We start from the raw sequence: 23,660 nt of genomic DNA on the forward strand, positions 1-23,660 counted from the left end.
TTGCCCCCGATTTTTATAAGGGGGTTCCCTTTATGTATTCTTCCATATTCTCCTTCTGCCAGTGGTGGCCGTGTGTGGCCTATGAACTTTTAAGACCGGCGAACCGGACAACAACCAGGTAGAAGTTGCGATAAAAGCCTTTAATGCAGTCCATAAGGAAGGTGACGTGAATGTACGATAAACTCCAGGTACTGGAGGATCGCTTTGAACAATTAGAAAGTCAAATCAGTGACCCAGAAATTATGGCAGATCGGACGAAATGGCAGCAGTTGGTCAAGTCCCATTCCGATTTAACCGAGGTGGTGGCTGTTTTCCGCCAATATAAAAAGGCCAAAGGAGATCTTCAGGAAAATAAGCTAATGCTGGAGGATAAACTGGAGCCCGATTTCCTTGAGATGGTGGAACTGGAAGTGGAAGAGTTAACAACCAAGATCGAGGAACTGGAACAGCAGTTAAAAATTTTACTGCTGCCCAAGGACCCCAACGATGATAAAAACGTAATTATGGAGATTCGTGGTGGTACAGGTGGCGACGAGGCAGCCCTCTTTGCCGGCGACTTATTTAGAATGTATTCTCGCTATGCTGAAAAGAAAGGCTGGCGTACCGAAATTATGGAGGCTAACGAAACGGACCTCGGCGGTTTCAAAGAGGTTACCTTCGTAATTGAAGGGAAAGGGGCCTTTAGCACGCTGAAATTTGAAAGTGGCGTACACAGGGTACAAAGGGTACCAGCCACCGAAAGCGGCGGTCGCATTCATACCTCTGCTGCCACCGTGGCAGTATTACCCGAGGCAGAAGACGTTGATATCGACATTAATCCTAACGATATCCGCATTGATTTGTTTTGTGCCAGTGGCCCCGGCGGACAGTGTGTAAACACCACCCAGTCTGCGGTACGGATTACCCACATTCCCACTGGTACGGTGGTATCCTGCCAGGACGAAAAATCTCAGCACAAAAATAAAGATAAAGCCATGCGGGTTCTCAGATCCCGCCTGCTGGATAAAGCCCAAGAGGAGCAGCAAAAGGCCATTGCAGGTGTCCGCAAATCCATGGTGGGCAGCGGTGACCGCAGTGAAAGGATTCGTACCTACAACTTCCCCCAAAACCGAATCACCGACCACCGCATTGGACTTACCTTGCACCGATTGGAATACGTTCTACAAGGTGACCTGGACGAATTAATCGATGCACTAATCACCACCGATCAAGCCGAACGCCTTAAGACAGTGGAAGAATAATGCCAAAGACCAGGGCAAACCAGGGGGACGGTTCCTCTGGTTGTAGATGGCCTTTGATAGCCTCAAAAGAAACCAGAGGAACCGTCCCCCTGGTTTGCCTTAAAGAGGCCCTTATCAAGGGGAGGCAATATTTAAAAGAACAACAAAATCCATTATTCAACCTGGACGCCCAAGTGTTGCTATCTCACGTGACAGGAATCGATCGAACGGGTTTGTTCCTGAGGGATGACCAAGCCCTTACCGTGGAGCAACAGCAACATTATCAAAAGTTGCTGGAGCGTCGGGCCCAGGGGGAACCAGTGGCCTATCTTATTGGCCACAAAGAATTCATGGGCATGGAGTTTATTGTAACACCGGATGTCTTAATCCCCCGGCCAGATACAGAAATGATGGTGGAAACGGCCCTAAGGTTTTTCTGTGACAACCAAGACTTTCCTTTATTGGCCATTGATGTCGGTACGGGCAGTGGTGCCATAGCAGTTAGCCTGGCCGCCCTGCTGGAAGAACTACAGGTATATGCCGTTGACATCTCCCGAGCAGCCCTTGAGGTGGCAAGGCAGAATGCCCAAAGATTAGGTGTCAAAGAAAGGGTGCGCTTTCACCGGGGCAATCTCCTTGAGCCGGTAATGGGAGAACTAGCGGGGAAAGTCAGCATGATCACGGCAAACTTGCCTTACATACCCTGTGGGGAGATACCATCTTTAATGAAAGATGTGAGGGATTTCGAACCTCATCTGGCCCTAGACGGAGGCCCCGACGGACTAGACCTGTACCGCCTGCTGCTACCCCAGGCCCACAGGCTCTTACAGCCCGGCGGTTTACTACTCATGGAAATCGGACCCGGGCAGGGCCAAGGAGCCCAGCATATCCTAGCCCCCGAACAATGGCAGGGCGCAGTGCGGAGGGACTTGGCCGGACGAGAACGCTTGATGGTGGCGAAGAAAAAATAGCTATTCGCTGTTAGCCATTGCCAGCAGCAAAAACCAGAAAACGAGCAGCTAAAAGCTAAAGTAACAAATTCCCCCAAAAAAGGCGAACATTTTCAACCCCTTCTGCGTCTTACTATATGAAGGACTTAATATAGAAAGGAAGGCTGCAGGAAAATTGAAAAGATTAGCAGGTTACATCATGTTGTTTTTTCTTATGCTTTCGATTGTAACGCCGTGGCCAAGCCCAGCCTTGGCCGAGACTTCCAAGGAAAATACAAAAAAATATGATCTTATTGTGGTGGGGAGTGATCCGGAGGGCATTGCCGCAGCCATTTCCGGAGCCAGAAATGGCCTGTCCACCCTATTAATTGATAGTCGGCCCGAAGTAGGGGGCTTATTTACCCGGGGCTGGTTGAACGTCATTGACATGAACATGGCCCCGAATAACCTTGGCAACCGCACAGATGTTTTAAATAAAGGGATCTTTTTGGAATTTTACAAGCAAATCGGTTCAGGCACCTTTGATATCCATAAAGCCCAGGAAATCTTTGAACAAATGCTGGCGAATGAAGACGATTTGGAACTTTGCTTAGGGGTAAAATCCTTCGCACCAGTGATGGGCCATAAGAGCGGCCAATCCTTTGTTGAAGGTGTTAGGGTGGAAAATAAAAATGGCGGGGTTACCACCTACATCGCCAAAGGCATTATTGACGCCACCCAGGATGCCGATTTAGCCGCCGCTGCGGGAGTCCCCTTCAGTGTTGGCCAGGAGGATGCCGGCTACCCTGCGAGAAAAATGGCTACCACCTTGGTCTTCCAACTGGATGGTATTACACCAGAGGACTGGCAGGAAATCCGTAGGGTGCTTACCGAGGATGATGACTGGTTTACCGGTGCCAACAACGTCAGCGCTTGGGGCTTTGGGCCGATTATGGAGCAATACCAGTCCAGTAACCAGCGGGTAGGTATTCGCGGTCTTAATATGGGTCGGCAAAAGGATGGCACCGTGTTGATCAATGCCCTGCATATCTTCAATGTGGATCCCGTGGATAGGCAATCCCGCCAAGAGGCCATTCGACTTGCTCAACAGGAGCTGCCCCTAATTGTAGACTATCTCAGAGAAAATATCCCCGGACTACAGGATTGTTTTGTGTCTGAGGTAGCTCCGGAACTGTATATTCGTGAATCCAGACATATTTACGGTGAATACCGTTTGACCATCGATGATGTCTTAGAGAACAAAGACTTCCCCGATCGCATTGCCTTTGGCTCTTACCCAGTGGATGTACAGGCCTCCGGTCCGGAGGAAAAGGGTGCCGTCATAGGGGTGCCTGCTCAGTACGCTGTTCCCTTCCGGTGCCTCGTGCCCCAGAAAATAGATAACCTACTGGTGGTGGGCCGCTCAGCCAGTTTCGATTCATTGCCCCACGGCAGTGCCAGAACAGTCCCGGTGGGTATGTCCACTGGTGAGGCCGCCGGAGCGGCAGCGGCCCTGAGCATTGAAGAGAATAAGAACTTTCGGGAACTAAGTAAAAACAGTAAATATATCAGTCAATTGCAAGAAATGTTAAACAACCAGGGGATGGACATCAAGCCCTTTACCTGGCGGGAATCAGACATAACCAAGCACTGGGCCTACAATGCCTTAAAGATGATGCGTAAACATGCACTGGTGCAAGGAGGTTACCCCAACGACTACCAGCTGGATGGAATTATTGCCGAAGAAGAATTAATCCACCAGCTCCAGGAACTTTCGCGCATATATGGGATAACCATACCCGAAGAATTACGGCAGAACAAGGGAGATAAGAACTACCTCAGCGGAAAAAAGGCTGCCCTAATCCTGTCCCAATACGCCGGCCAAGAAATGTCCCGCCAAGAGGCCTATGACTATATAATGGAGACCTACGGGGACAAAAACATATCGACAAGCCTAGAAACCAACGACGGCAGACTAACCCGTGCGGCTGCCTATGTGCTGTTACAAAATTATGTTGAAAAAAATAAAACAAAATAGTTCCGGCAAAGCATACAAATAGGCTGATAGGTAGGGGATACCTGTCAGCCTATTCTAATTAATGGCCACCGCAGTGTTTTTGGTGGCCTCAAACCATCGCTTTTAGTATAGCTTCATAAAGGCAGTAAATGCGGTCACTCCCCCAATGGCAAAGATTAAAAAGCCGCTTAACTGTGGCAGCAGGCGCCAGGGTCCATGGTCAAGTAGGTTGCCGGTAAAGGAAGAGAGTTTAACAAAAACAAGCCCAATGGTAACCAATGCCACCGCACCGCCAATGCCAAAGGCAATAACCAAAGCTAAGCCGCTAACAAGGGCACCGCTGCTAAGGGATAGGAGTAAAATAGCCAGGGCGCTGGGGCAAGGCATCAACCCATTGGTAAAACCAAGCAAGAGAATATCGAATAAACTAACCCTAGCCTGGCCTGGATTGCGCCAGGATTTTGCCGTAGGATGGCGGGTATGACCGCAACCACAACTGCAAGTTTGATTTTTGCGCAGCATCATTCTTAAACCCACCAGAACAATAATGGCACCGGAAACGAGTTTCAGCCAGAGTCCCATTTGTTCTTGGGAAATGCTAGCGTTAGACATGGCCAGTGCAGTGGCAGAATGGGCCAATACAGCCATCATCACAATGATCAAGGTGTGAGTAATAGCGGAAGTTAAACCCAGAAGAATAGCATCCCGGGAGCGGCCCCGAGACATGATTAAATAAGCCCCCATGATACTCTTACCATGGCCGGGCTCTAAGGCGTGCAAGGCACCAATTCCAAGGGCAGAAAAGAAATATAGCCAAAAATCCACAATAACCCCCCCCTGCAATACTAGTCCCTAATTACTATTCGGGCCGAAAGGGTTTTAATACCATAAACTTCATATTGCACCAAATAATATGTTATACTAACCTGAAAACGATTAGCCATTGGCAAAAGGTGCCATTTGACTAAAAGCTAAAAGATGGAGATGCATAATGGAATACATCAATACTAAGAATTGGCTTGTCCGTCCTGCCCAGCTAGATGAGGCTATCATTCAGCAAGCGGCAGCTATGATAAAAAAAGGTGGTTTGGTAGCCTTTCCCACAGAAACCGTTTACGGCCTTGGGGCTAACGGCTTGGACCGTAAGGCGGTGGCAGCTATCTATTGTGCTAAGGGCAGGCCCTCAGACAACCCTCTCATCCTACACGTAGCAGATACTAGTATGGTAAAGGATTTGAGCAGAAATCTTCCAGATAAGGCCTCGTTGTTAATGAGAAAATTTTGGCCAGGTCCATTAACCTTAGTGGTCCCCAAAGCCAAGCATATTCCAGTGGAAGTTACGGGTGGTTTGGACACAGTGGCGGTGCGGATGCCGGATCATCCAGTGGCCCTGGCATTGATACGGGCCTCGGGGCTGCCTATAGCGGCCCCCAGTGCCAACCAATCCGGCCGGCCAAGTCCCACCAAGGCAGAACATGTTCAGGCCGATCTGCAGGGCAGAATTGATGCTATATTGGATGGCGGACCGGCGGGACTGGGCTTAGAATCAACGGTATTAGACCTAACCAGTAAAGTGCCTGTCATCCTGCGCCCAGGCGGGGTTACCTACGAGGAATTAAAGGAAGTCTTAGGTGACGTCATCATTGACCCCTCGGTGCTGGGAAAAAAACTGCCCAAGGATCAGGTGCCGCGTTCACCTGGTATGAAATATCGGCACTACGCCCCAACCTCTCCAGTGATCTTATTTGAGGGTGAACCCCATAAAATTAAGATAGCTATCACGGAAAGGGCCCAGGCATTACTGGCCCAGGGTAAAAAAGTAGGAATTTTAGCCACCGAAGAGCAGGCCCAGGGCTACCCCCCCCAGGCCAAAATACTTAAACTTGGCACCAGGGAAAACCCCACCACTGCCGCCGCCAGCCTATTTTCAAGACTAAGGGAATTTGACCAACTACATGTCGATGTTATCCTAGTCGAAGGCATTGCAACAACCGGCATCGGCCTAGCCATCATGAACCGCCTCCGCCGGGCTGCGGTTGAAAAGTTTGAGTGTTAATTATTTAGACAGGATTAATCTTTTGAGTTGGCTATTTTTTATAAGCATATGGCATAGATTTATATGAAAATAGATTAGCCAAAACGAAACGGTCGTGAAGCTTGGCCTCCGCCATGGGTCCTAAAAAAGCCCATGGCTCATGGCCCAAGCCATATGGCCCAAAAAATAAGAAAGCTGGGGGTTATCTTGAGTCTGATAACATTACTTGCCTTAGCCGTGGCTTTAGGCACCGATGCCTTTTCCCTCTGCATTGGTATAGGCCTGGCAGGAATCAATCGGCGTCAGATTGCCATGATCAGTGTTACTGTGTTGGCCTTTCACGTCTTTATGCCCCTTCTGGGTTGGTTTGCCGGTGGTTATTTAGGAAGCAAAGTGGGTCAGGCTGCCTCCATTGCCGGTGCGCTGCTGTTAATATATCTGGGTGGTAAAATGATATGGGATACGATCAAACCTGGTGACGGCAGTGAACCTCGTTTTACCATTACCAACACCAAGGGCCTGCTGCTTTTATCTGCCAGCGTCAGTATGGACGCCCTCAGCGTAGGCTTTACCCTGGGTACCCAACAAGTATCCCTATTGCTAGCCTCCGGTGTCATTGGCCTTGTGGCGGGAATCATGACCTTTGCCGGACTTACCCTAGGTAAATATGTAGGGGATTGGCTTGGTGAACGGGCAGAGCTACTAGGCGGACTAATCCTAGCCGGCATTGGGGTAAAATTATTTTTTTAGCGATTAGCAATTTGACATGCGAAAAAGCTAAAAGCGAAAAGAAGGAAAAAGCAGGATAATTGTAGAAAAAAGTAACTGTCCTTAGTGTAGAGGGCAGTTTTTGTTTTTACCAGCCTGGGAATAATACCATGCAGGAATGTTGCTCGGGGGGATGATGATGGAGAAAAAAATTTTATTTGTTTGTACCGGAAATACCTGCCGTAGCAGCATGGCCGAGGCCTTGGCCAGAGCAATGGCAGAAGAACGGGGTTTAAGTGGACTGACCTTTATCTCAGCCGGTACCATGGCTTGGCCTGGAGAAAAGGCTAGCCATCAGGCCATTGAAGTATTGGCCGATCAAGGCATAGAATTATCTCACCACCGTGCTACTCTACTATCACCGGAACGGATTGCCGAGGCAGACCTTGTTTTAACCATGACAGAAAATCACCGTCAGCAAATAATAAGCAAATGTCCAGAGGCCACTGACAAAGTTTTTACCCTAGGAGCATACGTCGAGCTGCCCTTGGATGTTTCCGACCCCTATGGCAGTTCAGTGGAAACCTACCGTAACTGTGCAGGAGAATTACAGCACATGATCAGTAAAGCATTGGACAAATTATCGGAGTAAATAGAGGCATCATGGAGGTTAAATCATTGAAAAATCTTACAGTAGTAATGGGAAGCGATCATGCTGGTTTTGAAATGAAGGAAAAAATTAGCCAATACCTCAACAGTCAAGGGGTTACCGTTCAGGATATAGGCTGTAACAGTACCGAATCCTGTGACTACCCAGATTTTGCACTGGCCGTAGGAGAAAAAGTTCGTACCGGCCAATGCCAGCAAGGCATTCTCATTTGTGGTAGCGGTGTGGGCATGGCCATAGCTGTCAACAAAATACCCGGCGTCAGAGCGGCCAACGTCTTTGACCCAGAAATCGCCAAACTAGCCAGAGAACACAACAATGCCAACGTCCTAACCATGGGCTCCCGCTTCATTGACCTGGAAAAAGCCATAGCCATCACACAAAACTTCATCACCACCCCCTTCGCCGGCGACCGCCATGCCAAGAGGGTGGACAAGATAATGGCTATCGAGAAGAGCTTTTGTCCGTAGGGCCTTGAGCCGTTAACCTAGCCCATGAACCAAGGCCAATTCGAAGGGAGAGAAACCAATGATCAAAGGAAATCTATCCATGACAGACCCCGAGCTAGCAAAGGCCATAGACCTCGAATTTCAGCGTCAGCAAAGAAATATCGAGCTCATTGCCTCGGAAAACTTTGTGAGTCCCGCGGTAATGGAAGCCCAGGGGTCGGTATTGACCAACAAATATGCCGAGGGATATCCCGGCAAACGCTACTATGGTGGCTGTGAATTTGTGGATATTGCTGAATCATTAGCCATTAGCAGAGCCAAAGAACTGTTTGGTGCAGATCATGCAAACGTGCAGCCCCATTCCGGTGCCCAAGCCAACTTTGCGGTGTATTTTGGACTGCTGCAACCAGGGGACAAAATTCTCGGTATGAACCTAGCCCACGGTGGACACCTCACCCATGGCAGCCCGGTCAACGTATCTGGCAAATACTTTAATGTGGTAGCCTATGGCGTAGAAGAAGCCACTGGCTGCATCAATTACGATAAATTAAGGGAAGTGGCTGTGCAGGAAAAACCCAAAATGATTGTTGCCGGAGCCAGTGCCTATCCCAGAGCCATTGATTTCAAACGGATCAGCGAAATCGCCAAAGAAATTGATGCCTACTTCTTTGTGGATATGGCCCATATCGCTGGCCTAGTGGCTGCCGGACTACACCAAAGTCCCGTACCCTATGCCGACATCGTCACCACCACCACCCACAAAACCCTGAGAGGCCCCCGGGGCGGCATGATATTGTGTAAAGAAAAATATGCCCCAATAATGGACAAGGCCATTTTCCCTGGCAGCCAGGGCGGCCCCCTGATGCACGTAATTGCGGCCAAAGCAGTGGCCTTTGGAGAAGCACTAAAACCAGAGTTTAAAGGGTATCAACAGCAAATTCTAGGAAACGCCCAGGCCTTGGCCAAAGGGTTATTAGCAAGGGGCTTTAACCTAGTTTCCGGAGGCACAGACAACCACCTAATGCTAGTTGACCTCAGGGGAACCGGGATAACCGGCAAAGAAGCAGAAAAATTACTGGATGAAGTGCACATTACTTGTAACAAAAACGCCATCCCCTTTGATCCGGAAAAACCCTTTGTCACCAGCGGCATCCGCCTTGGCACACCGGCTGCCACCACCAGAGGCTTTAAAGAGGACGACATGGACAAAATAGCCCAGATCATCGTCCAAACCCTAAAAGAAAAAGACAACCCAACCATCCAAGAAAAATCCCGGGCCATGGTCAAAGAGCTCTGTGATAAATATCCACTGTATGCTTAAGGGATGGATCTTTGGGGTCAAGCCATCCGCTAAAAGCTAGATGGCAGAAGGCTAAAAGGTTTGTCTCTGCAACCTTAAGCGAAAGATAACCGCCCAAAAACAACCACACTACCCAAAGGAGGTCCACAAAATTGCGTCCTTCCTGGGATGAATATTTTATACAGATTTGCCGCATGGCTGCCACCCGCTCTACCTGCTTACGGCGTAAGGTGGGGGCGGTCATCGTCAAGGACAATCGTATTCTGGCCACCGGCTACAACGGTGCACCTGCGGGCTTGGCCCATTGTCTGGATATTGGCTGTATGAGGGAAAAGTTAGGCATACCTTCCGGGCAGCGACATGAACTTTGCCGATCCCTGCATGCAGAGCAAAATGCCATTATCCAGGCAGCCGTGCATGGTACCGCCATCCGGGGCAGCATCATTTATGTAACAAATCAACCCTGCGTTATGTGTTCCAAGATGATTGTCAATGCGGGGATAAAAAAGGTAATCTTTGCCGGAGATTACCCGGACGACCTTTCCCTTAGGATATTCGAGGAGGCAGGCATAGAACTGGTAAAAATATAAAATTTTATAGGCTCTTGGCCAAAGGGAATCATTTTATGGCCTGTCAGGACTTTGTCCCTAGACAGGCCTTGTTCGTTCAATAACCTTTAAAATTTAGCAAAAACTTGTAATTTTTAATCTTTACTAATATACTGTTAGGTGGAGGAGGCTGCATCATGTTAACTAAAACCATTGCCCTGCCCAAACTTAATAACCTCTCACCAACCATGGAATCCACAGCTTTAAAGCTAATGGAAGAAACAGGTGAATTGGCCCAAGCCATTGGTAAATTCCGAGGCATGAGCGGCGAACAGACAAAATACCAAGAGCAGGAAGTCATGGAGCTAATCAGTAAAGAACTCCTCGACGTAGCCCAGACCGCTGTCAGCATGATGTTTGTCTTAGAAGAGGAATACGGAGTAAATATTGAGAAGACGAGGGAAAGACATCTAGAAAAATTAATTAGCAAAGGGTATCTACACATCGATTAACTACCCATGATGCACCATCACAAACCATTGGTTATTCGCTGGCCTTGGGCCATGAGACGGCAACCATCATCTACGTCATCCTGAGCGATAGCGAAGGATCTTTCCCATTGAAAGGTTAGGCCCAAGACTCTTCGCTGCCGCTCAGGATGACAACAAGGCAAGCCGTGCCTAGTAATGCCAGCCCGAATGAAACGATGCTATACGTCAAATAATCATAAATAAATCATGCAAAAAAGGCCACGGTTCGTGGCCCATGGCCAAAATCCAAGGCCTCCCAAGGCTATCTTTAGGCCGATGGCTGAGGGTTGAAGGCTATTCTTACGGAGGTAGAACATGCTTAAAGTACTTACCGTCTTCGGAACCCGTCCGGAGGCGATTAAAATGGCACCGTTGGTCAAGGAATTAAATTGTCGACCGGACAAAATTAAATCCATCGTTGCCGTAACCGCTCAACATCGGGAGATGTTGGATCAGGTGTTGGAACTATTTGAAATTGTTCCTGATTATGACCTTAACATCATGCAGGAGGGGCAAACACTCTACGATGTTACCGTCAGGGCACTAGAGGGTCTAAAGAATGTCCTTACCCAGTGCAACCCAGACTTGGTGCTGGTTCATGGAGATACCACCACCACCTTTGTGGCTGCTTTGGCTGCTTATTACAGACAAATACCAGTGGGGCATGTGGAGGCAGGCCTGAGAACCCACAACAAATATTCACCCTTCCCGGAAGAAATGAATCGGCACCTTACCGGAGCCTTGGCCGAGTATCATTTTGCACCAACCCAAAGGTCCCTGCAAAACCTAATTAAAGAAAATATAAAAATAGAAAACATCTTTGTCACAGGAAACACGGTAATTGATGCCCTAAAAGCAACAGTCAAAGAAAACTATGCCTTTGCCGATCCCCTATTAAATAGTATTGATTTTAATAAACATAAGGTGTTGCTGGTAACAACCCACCGTCGGGAGAACCTAGGGGAACCCATGCGGGCTATTTATAATGCCCTTAAAGAAATTGTGGAAAACTACCCAGATGTGGAGATTGTTTTCCCAGTACATAAAAATCCTGCTGTACGACGGGTGGTCAATGAAGTCTTAGGCGGGATGGCCAGGGTTCATTTAATCGAGCCGCTGCAGTATGAACCCTTCATTAACTTAATGCAGCGGTGTTATTTGGTACTAACAGATTCTGGGGGCATGCAGGAAGAAGCCCCTTCTCTGGGAAAACCTGTTTTAGTACTACGCAATACCACCGAGAGGCCAGAGGCAGTGGAAGCTGGAACAGTAAAATTAGTAGGGACAAGCCAAGACAAAGTGCTATCTGTCACAAGTAAACTTATTGACAATTTAGAATTTTACAAGAAAATGTCGGAGGCTGTCAATCCGTATGGGGATGGTTTGGCCTCCAAAAGGATTGCTGACTTCATTTGTCACAAATTTGACCTTTCAGAAGAACAACCAGAGGAATTTTTAGCTAAATCATAGCATAATATTTTCCATATATGGGAATTTAACATGCATGTAGTAAAAAATTATTTAAAAAATTGCCTAAAGTCTTAATTCGGTGGAGGAAAAATGAAAAACCTGTAGAAGTATATTATGACAAAAGACGCACAATTGTCACGTACACGACACGTCATGCATATGACAAAGGTGAAAATCCGAACAAGTGTAATGTATTGTGAATTATTGAATTAACGCTGCGATATTGCAGGAGGCAGAAAGCTAACAGCTAGCTACCTGAAAGGAATGCCAAAACCCCTATGACTGAAAAAAGAAAAGGAGAACCACTTAGAGCGTTGGCTCTGGCATCTTCCATCAGCGTAGAGATTGCCACCGCAACTACGGTTGGTTATTTTAGCGGACGATGGCTAGACAGCAAGTTCAATACGGATCCTTGGTTGATGCTGGCAGGCTTATTGCTGGGCATGGCCGGGGGTATGTGGGGGGTTTACATGACCCTGGAAACTTTCCGCAAAAAAGACAAGGAGTGAGTCTATGCTGGGTTCCCAAACCATGCCTAATCTGGAGATACAACTGAAACGAACCATTAAGTCTACGGCTATCGTTGTGGCTTGCTTGGTATTAGCAGTTGCTTTAGATTATGGCAATGTTGTTTACAAGGGCCTACTGATTGGATCCTTAGTCAGCCTGCAAAATGCCATTTTACTAAGCAAAAGAATTAAAAAGGTTGCCACTATTAAGAATGTTGGCAAAGCAATTGCATATATGCGCAGGGGCTTTTTCATTCGCCTTATTATCATCATGGCCACCCTGTGGTTGTCTATCAAAATGCCTAATGTCAGCTTGAATGCCACAGCGGTAGGCTTGTTTGTTGCCCCGATCCTGTCGATCTCTGACTTTTTTATCACCGTGATTAAAGAAAGTGCCTTCAAAACAAGCACTTTCGATAATAAAGTTAAAAAAATTCAACGTGAAGGGGGTGAAAAAGCATGAGCGCTGCAGCGGGAGCTGCGCAGGCAGCAGAACATCATGATATGCTGCACGAGGTGGAAGTGGCCCTAAACTTTTGGAATATTCCATTGTTCACGGACTTCGATAAGTACTGGCATATCTTTGGACTTAGCATTAGTCCCAGGACCATGATCATGACCTGGATTGCCATGGCACTGGTATTACTCTTTGCCTGGTACTGTACCAAGGATCAGAAGGTCAGAAGCCCTGGCAAAGCCCAAACATTTTTTGAACTCTTGTGGGACTTTCTAGGTGGCCAGGTCTTTGGCAACCTTGGCAACAAGCTAGGGGCTGCCATGATGCCCATCATTGTAACATTTTTCATTTACATCCTATTTTCAAACCTGATGGGTCTGATACCGACACTAAGTTCACCAACAGCAGATAAGAATACGACCTTTGGCCTTGCTTTAATCGTTGTATTGTTAATTCACTATCATGGTTTTAAAGCCAATGGAATTGGTGGTCATATCGGTCACTACTTCAAGCCCTTTAAACCCTTTGTGTTGATTCACCTAATTGAAGAAGTCGCAAGACCTGTTACTCTGGCCTTCCGTCTTTACGGCAACATCTTCGCTGGTGAAGTGCTGATTGCTGTCTTATTAGGTCTAATCAACATCAATGCTTACTTGTTTGGCGGATTCATTCCTTCAGTTATCTGGTTGGCCTTCTCTGTATTCGTAGGTTGTGTGCAGGCATTTGTCTTCTCAATGTTAACCATTGCTTACGTTTCACAGTTTGCCGCCCATGAAGAAGCTGATCACCACTAGGTTTTTATCTCTAAAACATTTCAGGAAAGGAGGAGAAATAAATGGAAGTAGGAGCCGCTGCTGCTATTGCTGTAGGTTTAGCCGTAGGTTTAGGTGCTCTGGGTGCTGCCATTGGTGACGGTATTTGTACTGGTAAAGCCATTGAGTCTATTGCCCGTCAGCCCGAAGCTAAAGGTACCATTCAAACCACCATGTTTATTTCTGTAGGTCTAATCGAATCTATCCCCATTATTGCCGTAGTACTTGCCTTTATGTTATTTGGTAAGCTTGGTTAATCCAACAAGTACATTTTTTTAGGACGGGGGCGATCTGGCGGGCTTAACGGGGTCTCCAAGCCCGCCATCGCCTTCCTTACTGTCCGCCCAGACGGAAGGAGGGGAATTTGTGGAGAGCTTAGGTTTTAATGGCACAATACTTGCCCAGATGTTCAACTTCCTGGTCTTATTAATCTTGCTCCGGGCGGTGGCCTACAAGCCATTTATGAACATGCTGGAAAAACGTAGGGAACTTATCGAAGGCAGCATTGCTGCCGCCGAAGAAGATAAAAAGCAAGCAGAACAACTGCGCGCTGCCTTACAGGCTGATCTACAGCAATCTCGCGAACAGGCCGCAGAAATTTTGGCCCGTGCCGCCAAGAATGCTGAAGAACAAGCCCAGCAGATCATTGAAGCTGCCAAGGTTGAAGCTGCCCGTGTAACTGATGGTGCCCTGGCCGAAATCCAAAGAGAAAAGGAAAAGGCAGTGGCCGAGCTCAGGGATCAGGTTGCTACACTCTCCATTTTGGTTGCTGGCAAGATTATCGACCAGAAACTGAACGCTGATGTTCAAAAGGACCTGGTAGACAAATTTGTTAAAGAGGCAGGGGATCTGCCATGTTAAGAGGGGCTGTGGCAAGACGATATGCCCAGGCCCTGTATGAAATTGCTCAGGATAAAAATACCCTGGAAGCGATAGAACAAGAGCTCAAGGGTGTTGCCGAAGCAATTGAAGGGACTAGGGAACTCCAAAAGGTTTTATATCATCCGCAGGTGTTACCTGGTGAAAAGAAGAACTTGCTCAAGGCGATTTTTGGTGACAAAATCTCTGCTAAAACCTTACACTTCTTAAGTTTAGTAGTAGATAAACGCCGCGAAAACTACATCTCAGGCATAGCAGCTGAATTTTCTTTTTTAGCCAATGAAGCTCGGGGCAAAGTGGCAGCAGAAGTAACCACCGCTGTTGCCGTCGACGAGCAACAAAAACAAGAACTTATAAAAGTGGCTTCACGCTTGGCCGGTAAAGAAGTTGAGCCTACCTTTGCAGTAGATCCTTCACTTATCGGTGGTGTAGTTGTACGTATCGGTAGTAAGGTTATTGATGGCAGCATCAAAACCCGCCTGGCTACTATAAAATCACGCCTTATGTCCAAAACCAGTTAATAGATAGGGGTGAACCAGTACATGAATTTGCGACCTGAAGAGATCAGCTCGATCATAAGGCAGCAAATCGATAAATACGAGGCCCAGGTAGAAGTATCTGACGTGGGCACCGTTATCCAGGTCGGCGACGGTATCGCCCGTGTTTATGGCCTCGAAGATTGCATGGCCTCTGAACTATTAGAGTTCCCTGGCGGCACCTTCGGTATGGCCCTCAACCTGGAAGAAGATAACATCGGTTGCGTTATTATGGGTCCCTACACCCACATTAAAGAAGGCGACCCGGTAAAGCGTACTGGCCGGATTATCTCCGTTCCCGTAGGCGACGCCCTAATTGGTCGTGTTGTTAACCCGTTGGGCCAGCCCATTGATGGCAAAGGTCCTATTAAAACTGATAAATACCGTTCCACTGAGCGTATTGCTCCTGGTGTTATTACCCGTAAATCCGTTACCGTGCCGCTGCAAACAGGCTTAAAGGCTATCGACGCGATGGTTCCCATCGGTCGTGGCCAACGGGAATTGATTATCGGTGACCGCCAGACTGGTAAAACTGCTGTGGCTATTGATGCCATTATCAACCAAAAGGGTCAGGATGTTATCTGTATCTACGTAGCCGTAGGTCAGAAGGCATCTACCGTAGCAGGTGTTGTGCAGTCTCTGGAAGCCCACGGTGCCATGGAATACTCCATCATTGTAGCCGCTAACGCTTCCGAACCTGCCCCACTGCTTTACCTGGCTCCTTATTCCGGTTGTGCCATGGGTGAAGAATTCATGGATCAAGGCAAAGACGTTTTGATCATCTATGATGACTTGTCTAAGCAGGCGGCTGCTTATCGTGAATTGTCTCTGTTGCTGCGTCGTCCACCCGGACGTGAAGCATTCCCTGGAGACGTATTCTATCTACACTCCCGCCTGTTAGAGCGTGCAGCTCGTCTTAGCGAAGATTTCGGCGGCGGTTCTATTACCGCTCTGCCCATCATTGAAACCCAAGCTGGTGACGTGTCTGCCTACATTCCCACCAACGTTATTTCCATTACAGACGGTCAGATCTTCCTGGAATCTGACTTGTTTAACTCCGGTATGCGTCCTGCGATTTCAGTAGGTCTGTCAGTATCCCGGGTTGGTGGTGCGGCTCAAATTAAAGCCATGAAGCAGGTTGCTGGTCAGCTTCGTCTAGACTTAGCGCAATATCGCGAATTGGCTGCCTTCGCCCAATTTGGCTCCGACTTAGATAAATCTACCTTGGCCCGCCTGAATCGTGGTGCACGTACTACACAGATTCTGAAGCAAGGTCAGTACAAGCCATATCCAGTAGAAGAGCAAGTGGTTGTCATCTACACTGCTGTTAAAGGTTTCCTCGATGATATCGATTTGAGCCGTGTAGGTGCCTTTGAAGAAGGTTTCATTAATTTTATGCGCTCCAGCAAGTCTGATATCCTTACGGCTATCAGAGAACAAAAAGAAATTAAATCCGATACCGATGAGAAGTTAAAGGCTGCCATCGAAGAATTTAAGAAGTCCTTTGCCTAATGCATTCTCTAGTGTCGTAGTTTGTAAGGACTCCGTTGCCCGAAAAAAGGTGGTGATTTAGTAGATGGCCAGTGCGCAAGATATTAGGCGCCGGATTAAGAGTGTTAAAAATACCCAACAAATCACCAAAGCTATGAAAATGGTTGCAGCTGCCAAACTGCGTCGTTCTCAGGAGGCTGTTACATCCGCCCGTCCCTTTGCGCTGAAAATTAAAGAAGTGCTCAGCCGTGTGGCTGCCGCCAGTGGTGGTGCCAGTCATCCTCTGCTGGAAGTTCGGGAGATAAAAACAACTGCCTACGTGGTTATTTCAGCCGATAGAGGCCTGTGTGGTGGCTACAACGCCAACGTGTTGCGAAAAGCTTCAGGTGAAGTGGGCGATATAAACAATACATCAATCGTGGCTGTAGGTAGGAAGTCTAGAGATTATTTCAACCGTCGTGGTTATGCTATGTCAGCTTCCTTTGTACAGTTAGGTGAATCCATTCAATTTTCCCAAGCCAAAGAGATTGCCAATTTTGTTATGGACAAATACATGGCCGGGGAATTTGACGAAGTAAGGTTGATTTTCAGTGAGTTCGTTAACGTTCTCACACAGCGTCCCGTCACAGTAAAATTACTGCCGGTGGAAACTCCTGCAGAGGAATCCAAAGGACCCAAGATGGAGTACATCTACGAACCATCTGCCGAAGCAGTATTATCTGAACTATTACCCACGTACGTGGAGTCAACGGTTTTCCGTGCCATGCTGGAAGCAAAAGCCGGCGAGCAAGGTGCCCGTATGACTGCCATGGATTCCGCTACTAATAACGCCAAGGATATGATTAATAAACTAACCCTATCCTTGAACCGAGCCCGTCAGGCTGCCATCACCAAGGAGATTTCCGAGATTGTTGGCGGTGCTGCAGCGCTTGAGTAAATGTGCACTGAAATCTGACTGCAAGGAGGTCGGAGAACCTAATGAACGTAGGCCGAGTCGTCACGGTTATCGGCGTGGTTGTGGACATTGAGTTCGCACCAGGCCAGGTACCCGGCATATATAACGCCCTTAAGATCCGAACGGAGGACCAAGAAGATAAATCCACCGAATGGAACTTAACTTTGGAAGTGGCTCAACACTTGGGCAACAACCGTGTTCGTGCCATCGCCATGTCCTCCACAGAGGGTTTGAAACGTGGCATGAATGTTGTTGACACGGATAAAGCCATCGCCGTACCCGTAGGTCGCCCCGTTCTAGGACGTATGTTGAACGTAATTGGCGACGAAATTGATGGTTTAGAACCGGTTAAATCCGAGATACACTATCCAATTCACCGTCCTGCTCCTGCCCTGGTAGACCAGTCCACCAAAGCAGAAATCTTGGAGACTGGCATCAAGGTAGTAGACCTAATGATCCCCTTCCTGAAGGGTGGTAAAATTGGTCTGTTCGGTGGTGCTGGTGTAGGTAAGACAGTTCTAATTTTGGAGCTGATTAACAATATTGCAAAACAACACGGTGGTATCTCCGTATTCGCCGGTGTTGGTGAGCGTACCCGTGAAGGTAACGATCTTTATCACGAAATGAAGGATTCCGGCGTTTTAGATAAGACCACCATGGTGTTCGGTCAGATGAACGAACCCCCGGGAGCTCGTCTCCGCGTAGGTTTGACTGGTCTTACCATGGCCGAATATTTCCGTGATGAAGAGGGTGCCGACACCCTGCTCTTCATTGATAACATCTTCCGTTTCACCCAGGCAGGTTCCGAGGTTTCCGCGTTGCTAGGCCGTATGCCTTCCGCCGTAGGTTACCAGCCCACCTTGGCTACTGAAATGGGTCAACTGCAAGAACGTATTACATCTACCCGTAAGGGTTCCATTACCTCGGTACAGGCCATTTACGTGCCTGCGGACGACTTAACCGACCCGGCGCCGGCCAACGCATTCGCACACTTGGACGCCACCGTAGTATTAAGCCGTGCCATCTCCGAGTTGGGTATCTATCCGGCTGTTGACCCTTTGGATTCCACCTCTCGTATTCTTGACCCTCAGGTTGTGGGGAAAGAGCACTACGATTGTGCCCGTGGGGTACAGGGTGTTCTGCAACGTTATAAGGAGCTCCAGGATATCATCGCTATTCTTGGTATGGATGAATTGTCCGACGAAGATAAAGTGCTGGTGGCACGTGCACGTAAACTGCAGCGTTTCTTATCCCAGCCCTTCAGCGTTGCTGAAACCTTTACCGGCAGACCAGGCCGTTTCGTACCTCTGAAGGATAACATTCGCAGCTTTAACGAAATTCTCGAAGGTAAACATGACCATCTGCCAGAGCAAGCTTTCTACATGGCGGGTGACATTGACGAAGTTATCGAGAATGCAAAACGTATTGAGGCTGGTGCATAATTATGGCAAAAACCCAACGCCTTGATATTGTCACTCCTGAAAAGGTAGTTTTCAGCGAGGAAATCGAATTCGTCGTAGCACCAGGTGCCGACGGTGAACTCGGTATCTTGCCTGAACACGCTCCTCTGGTCACAGCTCTTAAGGTTGGAACTTTGAGGGTACAGCAGGGCGGCAAATTCTTTAAGGTGGCCGTCAGCGGTGGGTTCATGGAAGTCAAGAACAGCCGGATCGTTGTTCTGGCTGATACCGCTGAAAGAGCCGACCAAATTGATGTCGATCGTGCGAATGCCGCTAAACAGCGTGCAGAGCAGCGCATCAACAGCAAAAACTTGGAAGTCGACATCAAACGTGCGGAAATCGCCTTACACAAGGCCCTCAACCGTATCAAAGCTGCGGAATAAGCAGAAAAACCCAGGATAGCAATTATTGACTATCCTGGGTTTTTTGTATTTATAGCAAGCTTTTTGGTAATACTAGCAGGTAGCTATTTGCCATTAGCTGTTAGCCCAAAAACCTCCCTCTCCGAGGGGGCTGGCAGCGAAGCTGACGGGGGGAGTCCTCCCACACATTACCGCTGAAGGCGGATGGCTGACGACTGACAAAAGGAGAACCCATGGAAGAAAAAATCATCATCACAGGCGGTAACCCCCTCAAGGGCAACATCCGCGTCAGCGGCGCAAAAAACGCAGTACTTCCGGTCCTGGCAGCATCCCTACTGACAACAACCCAAACCAGGCTGCTAGACGTACCCAACCTAGCCGATGTCGGAGTCATTTGCTCCGTCCTCGAACACCTAGGAGCCAAAATAATAAAATCAGAGGGGGAACTCCTAATTACTGTTCCCACCCTTACCAATATAGAAGCCCCCTATGAATACGTTCGCAAAATGAGGGCTTCCTTTTTAGTCATGGGTCCCCTCCTAGCCAGAGAGGGCAAAGCCAGAATTTCCTTACCCGGTGGCTGTGCCATCGGCACCAGACCCATCGACCTCCATCTCAAAGGTTTTTCTGCCTTGGGTGCCGATATCCGCTATGGTTCCGGCTATATCGAGGCCTCAGCCCAAGAACTCACAGGCTCTGATATCTACTTGGATTTCCCCAGCGTAGGAGCCACCGAAAATATTATGATGGCTGCGGTTCTCGCCAAGGGCCAAACCATCATCGAAAACGCAGCCGAAGAACCGGAGATTGTCGACCTGGCCAACTACCTTAACGCCATGGGAGCCAAAATCAAGGGGGCCGGTACCAAGGTCATCCGCATTACCGGCGTACCAGAGCTAACCGGCACCACCCATGCAGTGATCCCAGACCGCATCGAAGCAGGCACCTACCTGGTGGCAGCAGCCATGACCCGAGGTGATGTGGTCGTGGAAAACGTGATTGCCGACCACCTCAAGCCTATCGTGGCCAAACTAAAAGAAGCCGGTGCAGAAATTATCGAAGAGGAAACCCAAATTCGAGTGAGAAGCCAAAGTAAATTAAAAGGCGTAGACATCAAAACCCTACCCTACCCCGGCTTTCCCACCGACATGCAGGCCCAGTTCATGACCCTCATGACCGTTTCCGAGGGTACCAGCATCATCACAGAGACAGTCTTTGAAAACCGCTTTATGCATGTCAATGAACTAAAACGCATGGGTGCCAGAATCAAAATAGAAGGCCGCACCGCCATCGTCCAAGGAGTAAGGACCCTAACCGGAGCCGAAGTCAAAGCCACCGACCTCCGAGCCGGCGCGGCCATGATCCTAGCCGGCCTAACCGCCACCAACCAAACCGGCGTATCCAACATTCACCACATTGACCGAGGGTATGAAAAGCTGATTGAGAAGCTGCAAGCCATAGGAGCAGATATCCAACGTGTGGAAGAACGGGTGCCGATGTTGGTGTAATTTTGCCATCCACCGTTAGCGAGCCATGCGTAGGGGCGACCTTTGGTCGCCCTCTTTCTAATCGAAGGGAATCAAACCCCTCTCATAAGCCAGACAATCATCTGGATCTAACCGCCCACACCAGCTTTGTTGCACCTCTCCCTGTCAGCACATAAAACAAACCGATCATTGTAAAAACCAGCTATACTATCCAATCCAATAAAAATATATAACATATTTTACCAATTGCTATCATATTAATAAAATAGGCAACTTATCTCTATATAACACGGCTTTAAAAACCCCCTAAGAAATACATTCAAAGCGCTAAAGGCTGATGGCTGAAGGCCGACGGCTAATAAAAGGACGGTGCTCCCAAAAGTGAAAAAAATCCTCCTAGCCCTCTTAGGCTTCCTAACCCTACTAGTGGCCTTTCCCAACATTTCTCTAAAACTTTACCAACTAATCAATCCACCACAAATCCAATCCGTAGGCACAACCGTTAAAATGTACAACCACCAAACCCAAAAAATTGAATCCCTCCCGCTAGAAGAATACATCGTCGGCGTAGTGGCAGCTGAAATGCCGGCCTCCTTCCCAGTGGAAGCACTAAAGGCACAATCCGTAGCAGCCCGCACCTATATCATGCAGCGCATGGCCCCGGGAGGCGTAAAAAATGCACGCTACCCTGGAGCGGACGTATCCAGTGACCCCCGGGACGGACAAGCCTGGATCTCCCGAGAGGAGATGGAAAAACGTTGGGGCAAAATAAAATACCTCGAATACTACTACAAAATCCAATGGGGAGTGGATGCCACCAGAGGACAAGTAATAAGTTATAAATCCCAACTGATATTCCCGGCCTTTCACGCCTCTTGCGGCGGCAGCACCGAAAACGCCGAAGAAGTCTGGGTTGCCGCACTCCCCTATCTAAAGGGAGTAGACTGCCCCTACTGTGCTGACCCAGAGCCGGATAGACAAGTAACCTATACCCTGGCAGAAATAGACCAAAAACTAAAAACCAACCTATCAGCCGTACCCGTGTCAACCACCAAAAACCAGGCCATCAAAATTACCCAGGAAACCGCAACCGGCCGTCCCAAAGAAATCGAATTTGGCAACAAAGAATACCCAGCCACCCTACTCAGAGAAATCCTAAACCTTCGTTCCACCCGCATCTCCTGGAACATCAACGGCGACAAAATTACCTTCACCACCAAAGGCTACGGCCACGGCGTCGGCCTTTGCCAATACGGCGCCAAAGGCCTAGCCCAACAAGGTAAAAGCTATGAGGAAATACTGAAACATTACTACACCGGCGTAGAAATAAAAACCATGAAATAGGATAAGGGGTCCGGCTCAAATAAGTGAATTATTCAAGCCGGACCCCAGCGTATATTCACCCCCTTATCCTGGCAATACTATAACCAACGAAGCACGACTACCAAAGGGGATGAAACTATGTGGCCCTTCGAAAACTCACTACGCAACCAATTACGCAACCAAGACCTCATGAAAAAATACCGCAAATGGCTAAAAAAATGGCTGCTCAAAGGAAACGGCAAATTTAATGCCGCCGCACGAATCAGTGCAGTGGTAGTCATAGCCCTTCTATCCGCCTACGGCATATACAACTGGCAAAATGACCGGACAGTAAAAGATGCCGTCACAGGAAGTAATACCAACCAAATAATTAAAGAGGACTACCAAAAGAAACCAACCACCCAAGAACAAAATAATACAGAGACAGCAATACCCAAAGCAAAAAATACCACCACCGTAACACAACCGAATGTAAACCCGGAGGAAATGGTCAAACCAGTCATGGGCCATGTACTCACAGGAGTGGGTATGACCTTCTCCGAAGTCTTTAAAGACTATCGCTATAACACGGGAGTTGCCCTAGCCGGCGACCAAGGCACAGAAATTAAAACGGCACTGGCCGGGACCGTCTCCGGGATTTCCACTGCAGAAAACAACACCATGGTTGTTACCCTAAGACACGATAACAATTGGGAATCCTCCTACAGCGGTCTAGAAAATGTTCAAGTCCAAACAGGACAACAGCTTGACAAAAACCAAACCCTTGGCACCCTGGGCAAAAACAGCAGAACCAATGGTGTTTTAGAGAATCACTTGTACTTCCAAATCACCAAAAACGGTGAACCAGTAGATCCTAATATCTACTGGAAATAAATTATAACTTGTCATTGCTCATCCAAATGGCCAATTTAAGGCCATTTTCTTTTTATTTTGTGACATTTCTCCTACCCCCCCGCATATATTTAAGTAAAAAGTAGCTCGGAGTGAAGTAATACCAAAGAAGACATCCATTCTCACACTTCTGACTTCTAACATCTCACGTCTCACTTCTCAAATGGGGGGTAGTAAAATGCAGGACTACATCCAAAAGCGGGTGCTGGACATATGTGCGTATATTTTAGAGACCAGGGCTACCGTAAGAAAAGCGGCTCAAGTCTTTCAAGTTAGCAAAAGCACGGTCCACAAAGACATGACCGAACGACTCCCGTCCCTAAACAAACACCTGGCCCAGGAAGTAAAAACCATACTAGATGAAAACAAAGCAGAAAGACACCTCAGGGGCGGAGAAGCCACCCGTAGAAAGTATAAAGAAATTAGTTAGTCAAAAAACAGAGAAATTTTGCAGATAAAGAGGGATTTACACAGGAAATAGAGAATCCTACATTTTTAGGATAATCTGCCATTCCTGTTTTTCTTTTCATAGACCTAGTACAACCACCCAGCTTGAGGGCACTACGTAAGGGACAAGCCCCAGGCTTAAGCTAATGTTTTGGGGTCAAGCCTTTGGCTATTATCT

General features: G+C 48.0%; 26 protein-coding genes. 25 read left to right on the forward strand and 1 reads right to left on the reverse strand.

The annotated features are described in order from the left end of the window. Positions 1-170 precede the first annotated feature (170 nt). The 3 genes from prfA (at position 171) to AC1U9Z_RS12765 (ending at position 4,187) form a co-directional block, all read left to right on the forward strand. Complete coding sequence (gene prfA, locus AC1U9Z_RS12755) at positions 171-1,241, forward strand: peptide chain release factor 1 (RefSeq protein ID WP_479957610.1); 1,071 nt, start codon at positions 171-173, stop codon at positions 1,239-1,241. Next, positions 1,241-2,191, forward strand: coding sequence for a peptide chain release factor N(5)-glutamine methyltransferase (prmC, locus tag AC1U9Z_RS12760; RefSeq protein ID WP_479957612.1), 951 nt, complete (start codon positions 1,241-1,243; stop codon positions 2,189-2,191). Before prfA ends, prmC begins: the two co-directional genes overlap by 1 nt. 178 nt (positions 2,192-2,369) lie before the next feature. Beyond that, entirely contained in the window at positions 2,370-4,187 is a 1,818-nt protein-coding gene (locus AC1U9Z_RS12765) for an FAD-dependent oxidoreductase (protein WP_479957614.1), read from the forward strand. A gap of 102 nt (positions 4,188-4,289) precedes the next feature. Here AC1U9Z_RS12765 and AC1U9Z_RS12770 read toward each other — a convergent pair whose 3' ends face one another. After that, on the reverse strand, positions 4,290-4,991 hold the full coding sequence (locus AC1U9Z_RS12770) for a HoxN/HupN/NixA family nickel/cobalt transporter (RefSeq protein WP_333531574.1): 702 nt from the start codon (positions 4,989-4,991) through the stop codon (positions 4,290-4,292). Positions 4,992-5,157: 166 nt separating this feature from the next. Between AC1U9Z_RS12770 and AC1U9Z_RS12775 the strand changes: the two genes are divergently transcribed. The 22 genes from AC1U9Z_RS12775 to spoIIID all read left to right on the forward strand — a co-directional run bounded on the left by AC1U9Z_RS12775 (position 5,158) and on the right by spoIIID (position 23,465). Then, positions 5,158-6,222: an L-threonylcarbamoyladenylate synthase gene (locus tag AC1U9Z_RS12775; protein WP_479957616.1), complete on the forward strand. Its 1,065-nt coding sequence runs from the start codon at positions 5,158-5,160 to the stop codon at positions 6,220-6,222. Positions 6,223-6,408: 186 nt separating this feature from the next. After that, a complete protein-coding gene (locus AC1U9Z_RS12780) occupies positions 6,409-6,951 on the forward strand; it encodes a manganese efflux pump MntP (protein ID WP_479957618.1) in 543 nt (180 codons plus the stop codon). 157 nt (positions 6,952-7,108) lie between these two features. Continuing rightward, positions 7,109-7,561 (forward strand): low molecular weight protein arginine phosphatase, encoded by a 453-nt coding sequence (locus AC1U9Z_RS12785; RefSeq protein ID WP_479957619.1) that lies wholly within the window; start codon positions 7,109-7,111, stop codon positions 7,559-7,561. A 26-nt stretch (positions 7,562-7,587) separates the two neighbouring features. After that, complete coding sequence (gene rpiB, locus AC1U9Z_RS12790) at positions 7,588-8,046, forward strand: ribose 5-phosphate isomerase B (RefSeq protein ID WP_479957621.1); 459 nt, start codon at positions 7,588-7,590, stop codon at positions 8,044-8,046. Between the two features lie 58 nt (positions 8,047-8,104). Then, complete coding sequence (locus AC1U9Z_RS12795; RefSeq protein WP_479957623.1) at positions 8,105-9,346, forward strand: serine hydroxymethyltransferase; 1,242 nt, start codon at positions 8,105-8,107, stop codon at positions 9,344-9,346. A gap of 131 nt (positions 9,347-9,477) precedes the next feature. Then, positions 9,478-9,915 (forward strand): deoxycytidylate deaminase, encoded by a 438-nt coding sequence (locus AC1U9Z_RS12800; RefSeq protein ID WP_333531580.1) that lies wholly within the window; start codon positions 9,478-9,480, stop codon positions 9,913-9,915. Positions 9,916-10,070: 155 nt separating this feature from the next. Further along, positions 10,071-10,385 (forward strand): MazG-like family protein, encoded by a 315-nt coding sequence (locus tag AC1U9Z_RS12805; RefSeq protein ID WP_479957625.1) that lies wholly within the window; start codon positions 10,071-10,073, stop codon positions 10,383-10,385. Positions 10,386-10,718: 333 nt separating this feature from the next. Beyond that, on the forward strand, positions 10,719-11,873 hold the full coding sequence (gene wecB, locus AC1U9Z_RS12810) for a non-hydrolyzing UDP-N-acetylglucosamine 2-epimerase (protein ID WP_479957627.1): 1,155 nt from the start codon (positions 10,719-10,721) through the stop codon (positions 11,871-11,873). Between the two features lie 278 nt (positions 11,874-12,151). Further along, complete coding sequence (locus AC1U9Z_RS12815; protein ID WP_333531583.1) at positions 12,152-12,382, forward strand: AtpZ/AtpI family protein; 231 nt, start codon at positions 12,152-12,154, stop codon at positions 12,380-12,382. Positions 12,383-12,386: 4 nt separating this feature from the next. Further along, positions 12,387-12,845 (forward strand): ATP synthase subunit I, encoded by a 459-nt coding sequence (locus tag AC1U9Z_RS12820; protein WP_479957629.1) that lies wholly within the window; start codon positions 12,387-12,389, stop codon positions 12,843-12,845. Then, entirely contained in the window at positions 12,842-13,633 is a 792-nt protein-coding gene (atpB, locus tag AC1U9Z_RS12825) for a F0F1 ATP synthase subunit A (protein WP_333531585.1), read from the forward strand. Before AC1U9Z_RS12820 ends, atpB begins: the two co-directional genes overlap by 4 nt. A gap of 41 nt (positions 13,634-13,674) precedes the next feature. Further along, entirely contained in the window at positions 13,675-13,908 is a 234-nt protein-coding gene (atpE, locus tag AC1U9Z_RS12830) for a F0F1 ATP synthase subunit C (protein ID WP_333531586.1), read from the forward strand. 109 nt (positions 13,909-14,017) lie between these two features. Continuing rightward, positions 14,018-14,512, forward strand: a complete 495-nt coding sequence (atpF, locus tag AC1U9Z_RS12835) for a F0F1 ATP synthase subunit B (RefSeq protein WP_333531587.1) — start codon at positions 14,018-14,020, stop codon at positions 14,510-14,512. Then, on the forward strand, positions 14,506-15,051 hold the full coding sequence (locus AC1U9Z_RS12840) for a F0F1 ATP synthase subunit delta (RefSeq protein ID WP_479957631.1): 546 nt from the start codon (positions 14,506-14,508) through the stop codon (positions 15,049-15,051). Before atpF ends, AC1U9Z_RS12840 begins: the two co-directional genes overlap by 7 nt. 21 nt (positions 15,052-15,072) lie before the next feature. Beyond that, positions 15,073-16,578, forward strand: a complete 1,506-nt coding sequence (gene atpA / locus AC1U9Z_RS12845) for a F0F1 ATP synthase subunit alpha (protein ID WP_333531589.1) — start codon at positions 15,073-15,075, stop codon at positions 16,576-16,578. Between the two features lie 64 nt (positions 16,579-16,642). Continuing rightward, positions 16,643-17,494, forward strand: a complete 852-nt coding sequence (gene atpG / locus AC1U9Z_RS12850) for an ATP synthase F1 subunit gamma (RefSeq protein ID WP_333531590.1) — start codon at positions 16,643-16,645, stop codon at positions 17,492-17,494. A 41-nt stretch (positions 17,495-17,535) separates the two neighbouring features. Next, positions 17,536-18,954: a F0F1 ATP synthase subunit beta gene (gene atpD, locus AC1U9Z_RS12855; RefSeq protein WP_333531591.1), complete on the forward strand. Its 1,419-nt coding sequence runs from the start codon at positions 17,536-17,538 to the stop codon at positions 18,952-18,954. 2 nt (positions 18,955-18,956) lie between these two features. Next, positions 18,957-19,355, forward strand: coding sequence for a F0F1 ATP synthase subunit epsilon (locus AC1U9Z_RS12860; RefSeq protein ID WP_333531592.1), 399 nt, complete (start codon positions 18,957-18,959; stop codon positions 19,353-19,355). Positions 19,356-19,567: 212 nt separating this feature from the next. Beyond that, entirely contained in the window at positions 19,568-20,842 is a 1,275-nt protein-coding gene (gene murA, locus AC1U9Z_RS12865) for a UDP-N-acetylglucosamine 1-carboxyvinyltransferase (RefSeq protein WP_479957633.1), read from the forward strand. A gap of 360 nt (positions 20,843-21,202) precedes the next feature. Then, complete coding sequence (spoIID, locus tag AC1U9Z_RS12870; protein ID WP_479957635.1) at positions 21,203-22,165, forward strand: stage II sporulation protein D; 963 nt, start codon at positions 21,203-21,205, stop codon at positions 22,163-22,165. Positions 22,166-22,282: 117 nt separating this feature from the next. Then, complete coding sequence (locus tag AC1U9Z_RS12875; RefSeq protein WP_479957637.1) at positions 22,283-23,017, forward strand: peptidoglycan DD-metalloendopeptidase family protein; 735 nt, start codon at positions 22,283-22,285, stop codon at positions 23,015-23,017. 196 nt (positions 23,018-23,213) lie between these two features. Continuing rightward, positions 23,214-23,465: a sporulation transcriptional regulator SpoIIID gene (gene spoIIID, locus AC1U9Z_RS12880; protein ID WP_333531596.1), complete on the forward strand. Its 252-nt coding sequence runs from the start codon at positions 23,214-23,216 to the stop codon at positions 23,463-23,465. Positions 23,466-23,660: the final 195 nt, after the last annotated feature.

The organism is Desulfotomaculum sp. (assembly GCF_982386235.1).

Excerpts from the sequence above, each read along its gene's own strand:
- prfA (WP_479957610.1), top strand. The coding sequence starts at position 171 with ATGTACGATAAACTCCAGGTACTGGAGGATCGCTTTGAACAATTAGAA.
- prmC (WP_479957612.1), top strand. The coding sequence starts at position 1,241 with ATGCCAAAGACCAGGGCAAACCAGGGGGACGGTTCCTCTGGTTGTAGA.
- AC1U9Z_RS12765 (WP_479957614.1), top strand. The coding sequence starts at position 2,370 with ATGTTGTTTTTTCTTATGCTTTCGATTGTAACGCCGTGGCCAAGCCCA.
- AC1U9Z_RS12775 (WP_479957616.1), top strand. The coding sequence starts at position 5,158 with ATGGAATACATCAATACTAAGAATTGGCTTGTCCGTCCTGCCCAGCTA.
- AC1U9Z_RS12785 (WP_479957619.1), top strand. The coding sequence starts at position 7,109 with ATGGAGAAAAAAATTTTATTTGTTTGTACCGGAAATACCTGCCGTAGC.
- AC1U9Z_RS12795 (WP_479957623.1), top strand. The coding sequence starts at position 8,105 with ATGATCAAAGGAAATCTATCCATGACAGACCCCGAGCTAGCAAAGGCC.
- AC1U9Z_RS12805 (WP_479957625.1), top strand. The coding sequence starts at position 10,071 with ATGTTAACTAAAACCATTGCCCTGCCCAAACTTAATAACCTCTCACCA.
- wecB (WP_479957627.1), top strand. The coding sequence starts at position 10,719 with ATGCTTAAAGTACTTACCGTCTTCGGAACCCGTCCGGAGGCGATTAAA.
- AC1U9Z_RS12815 (WP_333531583.1), top strand. The coding sequence starts at position 12,152 with ATGACTGAAAAAAGAAAAGGAGAACCACTTAGAGCGTTGGCTCTGGCA.
- AC1U9Z_RS12820 (WP_479957629.1), top strand. The coding sequence starts at position 12,387 with ATGCTGGGTTCCCAAACCATGCCTAATCTGGAGATACAACTGAAACGA.
- atpB (WP_333531585.1), top strand. The coding sequence starts at position 12,842 with ATGAGCGCTGCAGCGGGAGCTGCGCAGGCAGCAGAACATCATGATATG.
- atpE (WP_333531586.1), top strand. The coding sequence starts at position 13,675 with ATGGAAGTAGGAGCCGCTGCTGCTATTGCTGTAGGTTTAGCCGTAGGT.
- AC1U9Z_RS12840 (WP_479957631.1), top strand. The coding sequence starts at position 14,506 with ATGTTAAGAGGGGCTGTGGCAAGACGATATGCCCAGGCCCTGTATGAA.
- atpA (WP_333531589.1), top strand. The coding sequence starts at position 15,073 with ATGAATTTGCGACCTGAAGAGATCAGCTCGATCATAAGGCAGCAAATC.
- atpG (WP_333531590.1), top strand. The coding sequence starts at position 16,643 with ATGGCCAGTGCGCAAGATATTAGGCGCCGGATTAAGAGTGTTAAAAAT.
- atpD (WP_333531591.1), top strand. The coding sequence starts at position 17,536 with ATGAACGTAGGCCGAGTCGTCACGGTTATCGGCGTGGTTGTGGACATT.
- AC1U9Z_RS12860 (WP_333531592.1), top strand. The coding sequence starts at position 18,957 with ATGGCAAAAACCCAACGCCTTGATATTGTCACTCCTGAAAAGGTAGTT.
- murA (WP_479957633.1), top strand. The coding sequence starts at position 19,568 with ATGGAAGAAAAAATCATCATCACAGGCGGTAACCCCCTCAAGGGCAAC.
- AC1U9Z_RS12875 (WP_479957637.1), top strand. The coding sequence starts at position 22,283 with ATGTGGCCCTTCGAAAACTCACTACGCAACCAATTACGCAACCAAGAC.
- spoIIID (WP_333531596.1), top strand. The coding sequence starts at position 23,214 with ATGCAGGACTACATCCAAAAGCGGGTGCTGGACATATGTGCGTATATT.